This is a genomic window from Enterococcus columbae DSM 7374 = ATCC 51263, assembly GCF_000406925.1.
Taxonomy (GTDB): Bacteria; Bacillota; Bacilli; order Lactobacillales; family Enterococcaceae; genus Enterococcus_E; species Enterococcus_E columbae.
Genome location: NZ_KE136352.1, coordinates 73,516 through 87,148, shown reverse-complemented (window position 1 = coordinate 87,148; position 13,633 = coordinate 73,516). Strand labels below are relative to the sequence as shown.

At 40.2% G+C, this 13,633-nt stretch carries 12 protein-coding genes; 10 read left to right on the top strand and 2 right to left on the bottom strand.

The genetic code is table 11. The features are described from left to right. Nucleotides 1–407 precede the first annotated feature (407 nt). Nucleotides 408–1,571 (top strand): SAM-dependent methyltransferase, encoded by a 1,164-nt coding sequence (locus tag RK02_RS11685; protein WP_016184440.1) that lies wholly within the window; start codon nt 408–410, stop codon nt 1,569–1,571. An 89-nt stretch (nt 1,572–1,660) separates the two neighbouring features. Continuing rightward, nucleotides 1,661–2,071, top strand: a complete 411-nt coding sequence (locus RK02_RS11680) for an SRPBCC family protein (protein ID WP_016184439.1) — start codon at nt 1,661–1,663, stop codon at nt 2,069–2,071. Nucleotides 2,072–2,237: 166 nt separating this feature from the next. Here the strand turns inward: RK02_RS11680 and RK02_RS11675 are convergent, their stop codons facing one another. Next, nucleotides 2,238–2,603 carry a PaaI family thioesterase gene (locus RK02_RS11675; RefSeq protein ID WP_016184438.1) on the bottom strand — a complete coding sequence of 122 codons (366 nt, stop codon included), beginning with the start codon at nt 2,601–2,603 and terminating at the stop codon, nt 2,238–2,240. 204 nt (nt 2,604–2,807) lie between these two features. Between RK02_RS11675 and menB the strand changes: the two genes are divergently transcribed. From menB to RK02_RS11635, 8 genes are all read left to right on the top strand, one after another. Continuing rightward, nucleotides 2,808–3,623, top strand: a complete 816-nt coding sequence (menB, locus tag RK02_RS11670; RefSeq protein WP_016184437.1) for a 1,4-dihydroxy-2-naphthoyl-CoA synthase — start codon at nt 2,808–2,810, stop codon at nt 3,621–3,623. Then, the gene (gene menE / locus RK02_RS11665) at nt 3,568–5,112 is read left to right on the top strand and encodes an o-succinylbenzoate--CoA ligase (protein ID WP_016184436.1); all 1,545 of its coding nucleotides are present in this window, start codon (nt 3,568–3,570) and stop codon (nt 5,110–5,112) included. Before menB ends, menE begins: the two co-directional genes overlap by 56 nt. After that, on the top strand, nt 5,105–6,538 hold the full coding sequence (locus RK02_RS11660) for an isochorismate synthase (RefSeq protein WP_018451785.1): 1,434 nt from the start codon (nt 5,105–5,107) through the stop codon (nt 6,536–6,538). Before menE ends, RK02_RS11660 begins: the two co-directional genes overlap by 8 nt. Next, the gene (menD, locus tag RK02_RS11655) at nt 6,513–8,309 is read left to right on the top strand and encodes a 2-succinyl-5-enolpyruvyl-6-hydroxy-3-cyclohexene-1-carboxylic-acid synthase (protein WP_016184434.1); all 1,797 of its coding nucleotides are present in this window, start codon (nt 6,513–6,515) and stop codon (nt 8,307–8,309) included. Before RK02_RS11660 ends, menD begins: the two co-directional genes overlap by 26 nt. Further along, entirely contained in the window at nt 8,290–9,120 is an 831-nt protein-coding gene (menH, locus tag RK02_RS11650) for a 2-succinyl-6-hydroxy-2,4-cyclohexadiene-1-carboxylate synthase (RefSeq protein WP_016184433.1), read from the top strand. The genes menD and menH overlap by 20 nt, the downstream gene beginning before the upstream one ends. A gap of 8 nt (nt 9,121–9,128) precedes the next feature. Continuing rightward, nucleotides 9,129–10,241, top strand: coding sequence for an o-succinylbenzoate synthase (gene menC, locus RK02_RS11645; protein WP_016184432.1), 1,113 nt, complete (start codon nt 9,129–9,131; stop codon nt 10,239–10,241). 93 nt (nt 10,242–10,334) lie between these two features. Further along, nucleotides 10,335–11,864 (top strand): AMP-binding protein, encoded by a 1,530-nt coding sequence (locus tag RK02_RS11640; RefSeq protein WP_016184431.1) that lies wholly within the window; start codon nt 10,335–10,337, stop codon nt 11,862–11,864. Between the two features lie 128 nt (nt 11,865–11,992). Beyond that, complete coding sequence (locus RK02_RS11635) at nt 11,993–12,349, top strand: MerR family transcriptional regulator (RefSeq protein ID WP_016184430.1); 357 nt, start codon at nt 11,993–11,995, stop codon at nt 12,347–12,349. A 175-nt stretch (nt 12,350–12,524) separates the two neighbouring features. On the opposite strand, the gene RK02_RS11630 is transcribed toward RK02_RS11635, so the two are convergent. Then, nucleotides 12,525–13,538, bottom strand: a complete 1,014-nt coding sequence (locus RK02_RS11630; protein ID WP_016184429.1) for a LacI family DNA-binding transcriptional regulator — start codon at nt 13,536–13,538, stop codon at nt 12,525–12,527. Nucleotides 13,539–13,633: the final 95 nt, after the last annotated feature.

Sequence of the window (13,633 nt, the reverse complement as noted above, 5' to 3'; positions counted from 1 at the left end):
TTTTGTAAAAGTCCCATTTAAAATAAAAATCTATAACCCCCTAATTAGTTTTTTTATATTTTAAGGTGTTGGTGGTTCAGTACAACTTTTACTGACCATCAACACTTTTTGTTTAGTCATTGCAAGCCTGATTGTTTTAAAACATTCTATTTAAAAAAAATGCGGTTTTGTGCTAAAGTAGGTTATCCGGATGATTAGGGAATTTCCCTAGTAACAATGATGCATCATTTTCCTCGCAAGTTCTCTTGTTAAACACTTTATCCCCCCTCAGAAATGCAGTCTGATATGTAAACAACATTTGTGATAGGCATAATTAGATTTTTTTTAACAGAAAACTCAGTATACTGAATTTAATTTTATAGATGAAAATTTCTTGAAAATTAAATGAAAGTAAGGAAGTTGAAAGTATGTTAGAACAAAATGTGATGATTCCTTTTTTGAAAAAATTTGATCAATATCCTTTTCGAGTAGTAATGAATGAAAAAGAATATACGATTGGTGAAGGTAAGCCTGAGTTTACCGTTCATTTTAACAAAAATATTCCTTTAAAATCCCTCTTAACAAGTACTTCTTTAGCGCTAGGCGAAGCGTATATGAATAAGGATTTAACGATTGACGGTGATTTGTATTATGCTTTAGATCATTTTTTAGGTCAAATAGATAAATTTTCAACCGATCAATCGGCGTTAAAGAAATTAATTTTCACCTCAGTGGCTAAAAACAACCAGAAAAAAGAAGTGCAAAGCCACTATGATATCGGTAATGATTTTTATCAATTATGGTTGGATGATACGATGAGTTATTCTTGTGCCTATTTTAAACATGCTGAGGATAGTCTCTATCAAGCACAGGTCAATAAGGTCGATTATATTTTAGAAAAATTAGCCTTAAAACCTGGGATGGAATTGTTAGATATTGGTTGTGGTTGGGGCTTTTTATTAATGGAAGCAGCTAAAAAATATGGGGTTAAGGGTACAGGAATTACCTTAAGTGAAGAACAATATCGCAAGGCCAATGCTCGAATCAAGGAAGCAAACTTAGAAAATCTTGTAAAGATAGAATTGATGGATTATCGTGATTTACCAGGTTATCATCATGTCTTTGATCGCGTGGTTAGTGTGGGAATGTTAGAACATGTTGGTCGTGAAAACTATGCGCTGTTTATCGAAAGTGCCAAAAAGGTCTTAAAACCAGGGGGCGTTTTCTTACTTCATTTTATTAGTGGATTAAAGGAAAATCCTGGTGATGCTTGGATTAAAAAATATATTTTTCCAGGTGGGGTGATTCCTTCATTAAGAGAAATGCTAAGTGATGCAACCGATCAAAACTTTCATATTCTAGATGTAGAAAATTTACGCCTGCATTATAATAAGACGTTATTGTGTTGGCAAGAAAACTTCAACCAACATCGCCAAGAAATTCTCGAAATGTTTGATGAACGTTTTGTACGTATGTGGGAATTATACTTAGCTAGTTGTGCAGCAGCTTTTCATAATGGGGTTGTCGAACTCCATCAAATATTAATGACAAATGGGATTAATAATGATTTACCAGTCGTGCGTTGGTATTAATCTATTTTAAGCTGAGCATAGAAGTTGTCGGTAATCATGCTATCTGTTACAGTTGACTTGAACTAAATCTAAGAAAGTGAGCGTAGCGAATGATGATTGAAATTCAAGCGATGGTACACCAGCCGATAAAAAAAGTTTGGCAATATTGGAACGAACCTGCGCATATTGTTAAATGGAATACAGCTTCAGAAGATTGGCATACTACAAAAGCGACTAATGATTTACGAGTTGGTGGGAAAATCCTATCAAGAATGGAAGCCAAAGATGGGAGTATGGGCTTTGATTTTGGAGGTATCTATGACGAAGTGACAGAGTATCAAAGAATTGCCTATACGTTAGGTGACGGTCGCAAGGTGGAGATTGATTTTATCGAATTATCACCCACCGAAACTAAAATTATTGAAAAATTTGAACCAGAGCAACAAAATGATCCGGCTATGCAACAAGCTGGTTGGCAGGCAATTTTGGATAATTTCAAATCCTATGCAGAAGCTTTATAAATAAACAATAATAGACAAAACGAGTGAGAAGCAGGCTAGCGCTCACTCGTTTTTTTATTCAAGGATGCTGGTCAGTCGGCTAGCTGTGAGCAAGTAAGCTTTATTTTAGCAATAAATGCGTAATCTTAAAAATTTTACTGATAAAGCGACTTAGTTAGTGACTTAATTACTTATTTTGACAAAGTAGGCTTAAGCGCCCTACAGCCGTTTTTTGTTTTTCATCCAAGTAGATTTCAGCTTGCCAGACTTGGCGTGTTTTGCCTATCTTATCTGGGGTAGCGATTACGGTTAGGATTCCTTGTTGGGCACTACTTAAATGACTAACCTGTAAATCTAGGCCGACACAAAATTGATTCGGCTTGACATGGAGATTTGCTCCTAGACTACAAGCAGTTTCGATTAACACCGCATTGATGCCCCCATGCACATAGCCAAAGGGTTGTTTGTGCTCATCTTTTATCGGCATGGTTAAAATGACCTTTTCAGGCGATTGTTCCTGAATTTGAATAGCTAAATGGGTCAGTAAATCCATAGAAGATACCTCGCTTTTGATTGTTTCCTTTTTAGTAGGGTAGCTAAAAATTTTTTCTAACTTTACTATAAGTGAAAAATGAAGCTTTGAAAAGTTAAGAAAAGTTCTCCTAAGGGAATTCTTAGGTAAATTTTAAGCGTTTTTTTCATAAGTTGTGTATAATCTAGATTGTATGAAAAATTAGCGTATAAAGGAGCAGATTTAATGCGAGAATGGACGACCATTAAAACCTATGATGAAATTTTATTTGAACAACATGGCAAAGTAGCCAAAATCACTATTAACCGCCCACATGTGCATAATGCATTTACCCCAAAAACCGTGGCCGAGATGATTGAAGCGTTCAATATTTGTCGTGATCGTGCAGATATTGGGGTGATTATTTTAACTGGTGCAGGTGATTTAGCCTTTTGTTCTGGTGGTGACCAAAAAGTAAGAGGACATGGTGGCTATGTGGGTGAAGATCAAATTCCTCGTTTAAATGTATTAGATTTACAGCGTTTAATCCGAGTGATTCCTAAGCCAGTGATTGCGATGGTGAAGGGTTGGTCAATCGGTGGCGGAAATGTTTTACAATTAGTTTGTGATATTACGATTGCTGCGGATAATGCTAAGTTTGGGCAAACGGGTCCTAATGTGGGTAGCTTTGATGGTGGCTATGGTTCTGGCTATCTAGCGCGCGTCATTGGTCATAAAAAAGCGAAGGAAGTTTGGTTTATGACGCGTCAATACACCGCGCAAGAAGCTTTAGCGATGAACTGGATTAATACAGTCGTTCCGTTAGCACAGGTAGAGGATGAAACGATGGCTTGGGCTGAGGAAATGTTGAAGAAAAGTCCGCTTGCTTTACGGATGATTAAAGCTGCGATGAATGCTGATACAGATGGCTTAGCAGGAATTCAACAGCTAGCTGGCGATGCGACATTGCTTTACTATACCATGGATGAAGCAAAAGAAGGGCGCGATGCCTTCAAAGAAAAGAGAGAACCAGATTTTGACCAATTTCCAAAATTCCCATAAACATATCTTTAGCTGGCTGCAACAACAAGCAAAAGCGCAGCCGGACAAGCTCGCCTTGTATGCTGAAAAGGCGCAATATACCTTTGAAGAATTAAATCAACGTGTGCAAAAGCTTGCACACGTTTGGTTTGATTGCCTACCTCAGTCAGCTACACATAGGTTTATTGCGATTTTAGGTGAGAATCAACTGAATTATATCGAAAATACGCTCGCTTTTTGGGAGATAGGTTGGGCGATTCAGTGTCTAAATATTCGACTAAGTGTAGAAGAAATCATTACCCAGCTAAAGGATAGTCAGTGTGTTTATCTTTTAGATTTATCGTCAAATACTGCTAGACGCTCTAGACTTGCTCAAGCCTTACCTGAGCTAACCATCTTTACCGAAAGTATGCTGACACAGGCTAACCAAGTGCAAGTAAGGCAGCCAATTGATTTGGGCTATCGTCTGGATCAAGTGGCTTCTTTAATGTATACCTCTGGAACGACAGCCGCTGCTAAGGGGGTACCACAAAAATTTAAACAGCATTTGGCTAGTGCGACGGCTGCTCAACAAAGCCTATCAGTTACACCGGCTGATTGTTGGTTATGTGCAGTGCCTTTATTTCATATTAGTGGGCTATCGATTTTATTACGTAGCTTGGTGATTGGTCATAGCTTGCGCTTATACCGTAAGTTTAATCCAGAAAAGATTCATCAGGACTTACTAGCAGGTAAGGGGAGTATTTTTTCAGCTGTGACCAAGATGCTACAAGATCTTTTGCCGTATGTTCCAAAGCAAGGTTATCCGAATAGCTTTAAGGCGATTTTATTAGGTGGTGGGCCGGCAAGTATCGAGCTATTAAATGCATGTCAGCAAAAACAATTACCGGTGATGCAATCTTATGGGATGACTGAAAGTTGTTCGCAGGTCTTTGCGCTTCCTTTTTGCGATGCGTTAAGAAAAATTGGTTCAGCCGGTAAGCCGTTAGCCAATATTCAATGCAAAATTGAAAAAAATACTGCCTCTCAGCAAACTGGCGAGATTTTAATCAAGGGGCCTAATATTGTTGAGTCCTACCTACATCAGCGTTCAAGTGAGAGGTGGTCAGCAGATGGCTGGTTTCATACAGGGGATTTAGGCTATTTGGATGATGAAGGCTTTTTATATGTAGTCAGTCGTCTCAGTGAGCTTATTATCTCAGGCGGTGAGAATATCTATCCAAATGAGATAGAACAATGTTTGTCGAAGCATCCAGCGATTAAAGAAGCCGTTGTGGTTGGCAAAGAGGATGCTACCTGGGGCCAAGTGCCAATTGCCTTTTTGCAATTACAGGCAGGCTTTGATCAAACTAGCTTTAATCCTGAGCAGCTGACTGAACAGCTACAGGCGCTTGCTCGTTATAAATGGCCGAAAGCCTTTTATTTTGTTAAAGATTTTCCACGAACAGCCAGTGGAAAAATTCAAAAGAGAAAACTGTTAACCAAAGAAAGAGTGAATGTTCTTGAGTAAATCTGTTGTGTATTCAACTTCCAGATCAAATGAACAAGAAATTTATTATTATAGCTTTAGTGAAATAGCTTCAGCGCCAGATTGCTTAGCGCTCTTCAGGCAGGCTGAACAAGCTGAATTGATCAAATGCTTTTGGCAAACACCCGATCAAAGCTTGCAGTTTTTAGGAATCGGTGCGCTTGAAAGCTATCAAGCAGTTACCCTTGATTCGCTAAAGCAAATCAAGGCAAACTTAGCTAGTCGTTGGCAGCAAGTAGCCAATCCCAATACTAATGCTTTACAAGGACTATTACAGCCAGCCATCTTATTTGGTGGCTTGGCTTTTGATGAATCCATGCATGAAAAAAGCGTTTGGCAAGAGTTAGCCAATGGTTATTTTGTTGTGCCGGAAATCCTGCTTCAAATTACCCCAACTGCCAGCTTGGTGCATTATAATGTGCGAGCGACTCATTTAGCGCAGGCTGAGGAAAAACATCAACAACTAAAAGCGCAATTTGAAAAACTAGTTGCGGCTAGTTCATTTGCGCAATCGTCTAATCAACAGCTTGAGCCAGCTTTAGCTGCACCGCTTAACTGGCAGTATGTCAATGAAGCCTCTTGGTTAGAGTTAGCTGAAAAAACGATTGCCAAGCTTTGTCAGCAGCCTAGTCCATTGAAAAAAGTTGTTTTGGCGCGACGTTTACAATTTGAAGCAGCCAGTTTACAAGCTAGTAGCTGGTTAGCCAACCTGATTGCCCAACAGCCCAATACCTATCGTTTCTTTTTAGAAGGGGAAAGTCGGATTTTTGCTGGGGCTACTCCTGAACGTTTATTAAAGGCTACGGCTACGCATTTTGAAACAGCGAGTGTTGCTGGCTCTATTCGTCGCGGCACGACCAAAAAAGAAGATCAAGAACTAGCTGAGCAATTATTAAATGATCCTAAAAATACCCAGGAGCACCAAATTGTTGTTGCTAGAATCGAAGCGCAATTAGCTGCGTTTATCGAGGGAAGCTTAGTGCTCGGTGAACGAACGATTTTAAAAAATCAAATGATTCAGCATATTTATCTGCCACTAGCTGGTAAGCGTCAGCAAAATATTGATTTTTTAAGTGTGATTGCTGCGTTACACCCAACCCCTGCTTTAGGTGGGGAGCCTAAAGAGTTGGCACTAGCGTGGTTAAGACAATATGAAGGTTTTAATCGTGGGCTATATGGCGCTCCGATTGGCTGGCAGTCCATTTTAAGTGATGAAGGTGAATTTGCAGTAGGCATTCGCTCAGCAGTGGTTGCTAAAGAGAAAAAATCTGTTAAAGGGCAGTTATTTGCTGGTTGTGGTATTGTTGCCGATTCTAAGGCAGTTGAGGAATTGGCAGAAACAGCCTTAAAATTTGAACCAATGAAAAGGAGCTTAGCAATCGATGAACCATCAACAAGTCATGACTGAATATCTACTTTCTTTTATTGAAGGATTAAAACAAGCGGGCGTTTGTCAGGCAGTGATTAGCCCAGGCTCACGTTCCACACCGTTAGCCTTATTATTGCATCGAGAAAAGACCGTTACTTGTCATATTGATGTCGATGAACGTTCAGCAGCTTTTTTTGCCTTAGGTTTGGCTAAAGCAAGTCAAACAGCCGTTGTATTGCTTTGTACTTCTGGTACAGCAGCAGCTAATTTTTATCCGGCTATTTGTGAAGCGTATGAATCAGCGGTCCCATTAATTGTATTGACGACCGATCGCCCACCTGAGCTGCATCATGTAGGAGCGGCACAAACGATGTCACAAAATCATCTTTATGCCGATCATGTGAAGCTTAGCTATCAAATGGCCTTGCCAGAAAATACGCCTAATCTTTTGCGTTATAGTTATTGGCAGGCCTATCAATTAGCCTTGACTGCTCAACAGCTACCCTTTGGTCCGGTCCATGCGAATTTCCCATTAAGAGAGCCTTTGTTACCAGATTTAGCCTTACGTTTAAGTGAGGAGCAGCGCCAAACTATGCAAACCCAATATATTCCACTGCCTAAGCTAGTCCTAGCAAATCAGCAGCCAATAGCTTTGTTGCCAGAAGAGTTAAAGAGTTTACTGCAAGCAAAGGGCGTAATTGTTGTTGGTGGCGAATGTACGCTCAATCAAGCTAAGGCCTTACATCAGCTCTCACAGCATTTATCTTGGCCAATTATCGGTGATCCATTGACACAATTAGCTGCGACAGGAAAGGACAATCCGCTTTATCTGAAACAAGCTGAGATTATTTTTCAAAAAGTGCAGGATTTACCTACGCCACAGGTGGTGCTGCGCTTTGGTAAATTACCTGTTACTAAAAATGTGATGCTATATCTGCAAAGTCTCACCCAACAAGCGATTCCACAAATCCTAGTAGACGAAACGCAGCGTTGGCCAGATCCTTTACATATTTGCAAGTATTTATTGCCTTGGTCGATACTTGATTTTGTCCAAGTAGCAAAAGCAGTGCGACCAAGCTCAGCTCCAGTGATTTCGTCTGCTTTGTCAGCTTGGGCTGCTTTTTGGCAAAAACGCCAACAAATCGCTCAGCAAGTCGTAGCTTTACAACTAGCTAAGCAAGACTTTGATGATTCAATTGCAAGTGTGGCACTAGCTGATTTTATCGCAGAGGATGAAGTTTTATTTGTCGCCAATAGTAATGCAATTCGTTTGGTTGACCGACTAGCGCCTAGCTTGCAACAGGGCTTTCAGACTTTTGGCAATCGTGGGGTCAATGGCATTGATGGGATTATCTCTACGGTAGCCGGACTTGCTAGTGCTAAGCGCCAAAGAGTGTATTTGTTGGTTGGCGATTTAACCCTTTTCCATGATATGAATGGCTTACAAATGATCCAAAAATATCAATTACCCGTAACGATTGTATTATTAAATAATAATAGTGGAGGGATTTTTTCATTCTTATCCCAGCGCCAATTGTCCCCTAGCGATTTTGATCCTTTGTTTGCCACAGCACTAGACATATCGTTTGAAAAAGTCGCACAATTATATCAAATGAGCTATGTGCAGCCGACGACAAAATCAGCCTTCATCGCTGCTTTAGCAAACAGCCGTCAGCAATCTACAGCTAGCCTAATCGAGGTGAAAAGTACGGCTGAGCTCCCTGTAGCTTTGTGGCAAAGGGTGCTGGCAGCTTATCAGCAAAGTATTTTAGAAGAAAAGGAAGCCAAGCATGAAAATAACTATTCGTAAGGCAAGCTATGCATATGAGTGGCTAAATGGTTATGAACCCAAGCGACCGACTTTAATTTGTCTGCATGGCTTTATGGGCTCTAAGGAAACTTTTGCTAATTTAGCACAACAAGACCAAGTCAATCTCTTGGCGCTAGATTTACTAGGGCATGGGCAATCGAGTATTTATCTGCCGGCTTATCGCTATACGATGAGTGAGCTGATTAAGGATTTACAGCTATTGGCACAGCAGCTTAGGCTAACAAAGTTTTATTTATTAGGCTATTCGATGGGCAGTCGGGTGGCTTTGGCTTGGAGCTTAACTTATCCAGAGTCAATAGCTGGCTTAATTATGGAAGCCGGCACTCCAGGGATTATCGGTGCAGAAAATAGAGCCAAGCGCCGCGTGCATGATAAAAACTGGTGCCAAATGTTGCAGGAATGTTCGCTGACACAATTTGTCCAAAGCTGGCAAGACCAAGCGTTATTTGCCAGCCAACGCCTGCTGCCTATTGAGCAACAGCAAGCCATCTTCCAAGCCAAGAGCCAACAAGTGTCTTATGGTTTAGCGATGAGCTTGCAAAACATGGGGACAGGCGCTCAGATGAATTATTGGTCTAGCTTAACTACTAAGGGAAAGTTTCCGTTATTGTATCTAGCTGGTCAGCTTGATCATAAATATCTAAGCCTTGGCCAGCAAGTTGTGCAAGCTTGGGGGCATCCTCAAGCAACTTTAACAATAATTGAAGCAGCCGGTCATTGTACCCATTTAGAACAACCGTTATTGTTTCAAACAACTGTCCTAAATTGGCTGGCTAGTTTAGAAAAGTGAGGGAAAGTATGCGCATTTGTCGAGTGGATTACTATCAGGTCAAGCTACCCTTTAAAAAAGCTGTTCAAACGAGTTATGGAAAATTAACGGCTAAGTACGCAGATATCTTAGTTTTAGTTAACGAAGATGGGCAAATAGGCATCGGTGAGCTTACGGCTTTACCACATCCGGATTATGTTGAGGAGTATCTTTTAGGCGAGCGTCAAATTTTACAGCATTATTTGCTTCCTTGGTTGTTGGCAAAAGAATGGGTGACACTAGATGCGTTTTGCTTGGAGATGACGAAAATTCGTGGACATCTGATGGCCAAAGCGGCGATTGAAATGGCTTTATTTGATTTAGCTGCCAAGCTAGCCGAAAAGAGTGTAGCTGCCTATTTACCTAATGCGCAGCCCTCTTTAGCGGTCGGGATTAGCTTAGGCATAGAGCCTGATTTGGCCAAGCTAATGGATCAGGTCGATCAAGCAATTGCCCAAGGCTATCAACGGATCAAGCTAAAAATCAAGCCCGGCTATGATTATCAAGCACTAGCACAAATTCGCCAAGCTTATCCTGAAGTGTGTCTGATGGCTGATGCCAATTCAGCTTATCAAAGTCAAGCCGCAAGTTTAAAGGCTTTAGATGAATTATCCTTGGCAATGATTGAACAACCCTTAGCAGTCGATGATTTTGTCGCACATGCCAAATTACAAGCGCAGCTAAAAACACCGATTTGTCTGGATGAAAACGTTCGTAGCCTAGCCGATTTACAAACAATTGTCGCGCTAGGCAGTGCCCAAGTCATCAATCTAAAGCTTCCAAGAGTAGGAGGCTTATTGGCGGCTAAAAAAATGCTCAACTTTTGTCAGCAGCACGATTTAAAGGTTTGGATGGGAGGCATGTACGAAACGGGCGTTGGTCGCGCGTTTCACCTGCATTTTGCAGCCCAAACGTGTTTTGATTTTCCAACGGATTTGGCAAGCTTTGATCATTACTTTGTAGAAGATATTGTTACTAAGCCAATGCAGCTTCACGCTGGCAAAATTAGTGTACCGACGGGCTTGGGCATCGGTGTGGTGTTAGATAAGCAAAAGGTGAATAAATATTGTTATGCCAAACAAAGCTTTAAGTCGAAAAAATAATAAAAAAGCGTATTCATTTTAGTGGAAAAGTGCTATGATTAGCTTGTTCGTATAAAATTGCACAGACAAATATTATTTTGAGGTGGAATGTGAATGGATAGTTTAGCCTATCAACCCTTAAATTTGTATACCAATTATCAACAAGCCTGTCAAAATTTTCCTGAAGTGCCGATTATTTTGGATGAAGTATTGCCGGCCTTTCCTGAATTAGGCTTAACTAGCACTTATCAACTCAGTCATGAAGTGATTTTAAAACGGGCTTACCAGCTGGCTGCGTTAGGCATTCAAGCGCGTGATAAGGTCATCATGTATAAAAGTCCTAAGTTTGACACTTATTTACTAGCAGTTGCTGCTTCTTATCTCGGTGCGATTCCGGTGATGATTTCCTATCATTTTCCAACTGAGACGATGGAAGTATTTGTTGAACGTTTAGAACAGCCCTTTATTATTTATGATGATGAAACCAAAGCGCGTGTGTTAGCGATTGACAATTTAGCTGCCGAGCGTAAAATAGCCGTTCAACAGCTTTTAACCAGCCCAGCTACGCCAGTTGAGCAGGTGACTTTAGCTCCAGATGAAATTGCCTATATGACACACACATCTGGTACTACAGGGATTCCTAAATTAATTTGTCATTCCTATCATTCAATGGGGTGGCGTACCAAATGGCAAAGAACTGTCTTTACGAAAATAGCCGAGAAAAAATTGGTGGCATTTCATATTTCGCCGGTTCATTCTCGCTTTAATATCGGTGTGTCTTCTTTAATGGCGATGGCTTTTCCAATGATGCCTCTAGCGACTGCTGATGGTGAAAAGGTTGCCCAGCTTTTGGCTAAACATCAACCGATTGCTTTAGAAACGCATCCTAATAATTTTGTCCAATGGAGTTTTACTGCCCAAAAACAACCGGCAAGCTTTGCAAGTATTCGTTACTATCACTCAACCTTTGATGCAATTAATAACAAGACGATGTATACCTTTTTAAAAGCGAGCGAAATGGTTGACCCTGTTTTCTTACAGGTGTATGGCCAAAGTGAATGTGGACCGATGATTTTAAAGGCCCACACCCTAGCTAGTCTACCGACAGATAATGCGCGTGATATGGGTGTTGGGTTAGGCGATTTGACTAAAGCATGTATTGCGGATGAAAAGGGGAATGTTTTACCAGCTAATCAAGATGGCCATATTCATTTTCTATCTAAAGGGCGTGCTTTGACCTATTACAAAGAGGAGCAACGTTTTAACGAAAATGTTTATGATGCTTGGTGGGATAGTGGTGATTACGGTTGTATGGATGAACAAGGTCATCTTTACTTAAAGGATCGTCAGGTGGACTTGATTGAAAACATTGACAGTAATTTGGCGTTAGAGGATTTCTTGTTAGATCATCTAGATTTCTTATCAGAAGTCGTTTTAGTTCGCGATAAACAAGGTCACGCCCAACCAGTAATTGCCTTAGCTCCTGATTGTGAGATGGATTGGGAAGCTTGGTGGCGACAAGTAGAGGACTTGCCTCATTTAAATGCGCCAATTATCCGTGATTTTGAGGATATCCCGCGCACCGCTACGATGAAGGTTCGCCGTTTATACATTGAGGAATTATTCAAACAAGAGCAAAATTAAATCTATCAAATCAATACATCCGTTAATCAACGTATTTTTAGCGGGTGTATTTTGTTTACATCGTAAGCCTTGCACGTAGGTAAAAATATGCTAAAATGTTAAAACAATGACCTAAGGAAGTGAAGCAAATGAATATCTCACAAGTGGCTGAAAATTTTGATTTAACACCGGCGACCTTACGCTATTATGAAAAAATTGGCTTAATTCCTGATATCCAGCGCAAAAATGGCGTTCGTAATTATAATGCCCAGGATTTAGATTGGATTGAATTTATCAAGTGCATGCGCAGTGCAGGTCTATCGATAGAAAGCTTGATCGATTATACGCGTTTATATCACGAAGGTCCACAAACGGCTGATGAACGAATGAAAATATTGATCAAAGAACGTGAATTGCTGTTTGAACGTTATCAAGAATTAAAGGATACTTTAGAACGCTTAGATGAAAAAATCGACAAATATCGTCGTGGAGAATTTTCAAAATAAAAAAACAAAGCGCTGAACCACAGAGATGAAAGTGGTCTAGCGCTTTATTATTTCATAAAAAGGGTAAGTGGTATTTGCTAAAATGCCCCCATGATTAAAATCACGGGTATTCTTGACTGGTTTATAAAAAATAGTCAGTATGAATGGCTCAGTTTGCAATCATACTGGCTATTTTTTACTCTTTGATAGCAATCACTGTTTCGCGTTTGATTAATTGGTGTGGAACAACCATTCGCGCACTAGTCTGTTCATTGTTATTCAGCTTTTCAATCAGACTTTGAGTGGCCATTTTACCTAAGGCGGCCACATCGACATCGATACTGGTTAAATATGGATGAACCAAGGTAGCGAAGATGGAATTATTAAAGCTGATAACGGATAAATCCTCAGGCACTTGATAGTGGTAAAGATTGAGTAATTGGATAATCCGCATCGCAAATAAATCATCAATCACGACCAAAGCAGTAGGTTTTTTGTCCTTTAGTAGCTGTTCGAAATTGACATAATCTTCAGGTCCTTGAAAGGTTACTGCTGGATGAACAGGTAGATTGGCTAGCATCAAGGCTTTTTGGTAACCAAAATAACGCTCAAAGTAAACATTTTCTTGAGTGGTATTGGTAACAAACAAAATGTTTTGATGTCCGTGTTGCATTAGATATTCGGTTGCTTGCTTGCCTAACAGTTGATTATCATTATCTACATAGGTAATTTTTTCTTCATGAGTATAAGGCTGACCGATTAAAGTAAAGGGCACCTGCTCTTTCATTAGATAGTTAATGATAGGGTCATGATTATCGGAATAGGTCAAGATAAAGCCGTCGACTTGCTTTTGGCGATGCATTTGTTTCACATTGCTTAATAGGGCCTCAAAATCTAAGGCAGTTGCAATCGCGACTGTCATACCAGCTTTCCGTGCTTCTTCGTTAATCGTTTCGATTGTTTCTAAATAAAAAGGGTTGCCTAGTCGTTCTTTAGAATCTAAAGGGGGTAGAATAATGCCAATTGCATTAGAAATCTGTTTACCAAGATTTCGCGCAGTGAGATTAGGAATATAGCCCATTTCCTCCATAATCGCGCGTACTTTTTTCTTCGTTTCTTCTGAAATACTAGGATGATCATTAATGACACGAGAAACGGTTGAAGTAGCCACCCCAGCTTTTTTGGCAACGTCTTTGACAGTTATGCTCATTTATTTTCCTCCTTGGGATAATCGTATTTATCATAGCAAAAAACCGGGTAATTGCCTAGTAGATAGAATAAGAAAAAGATTATAGCTAAAGAAGC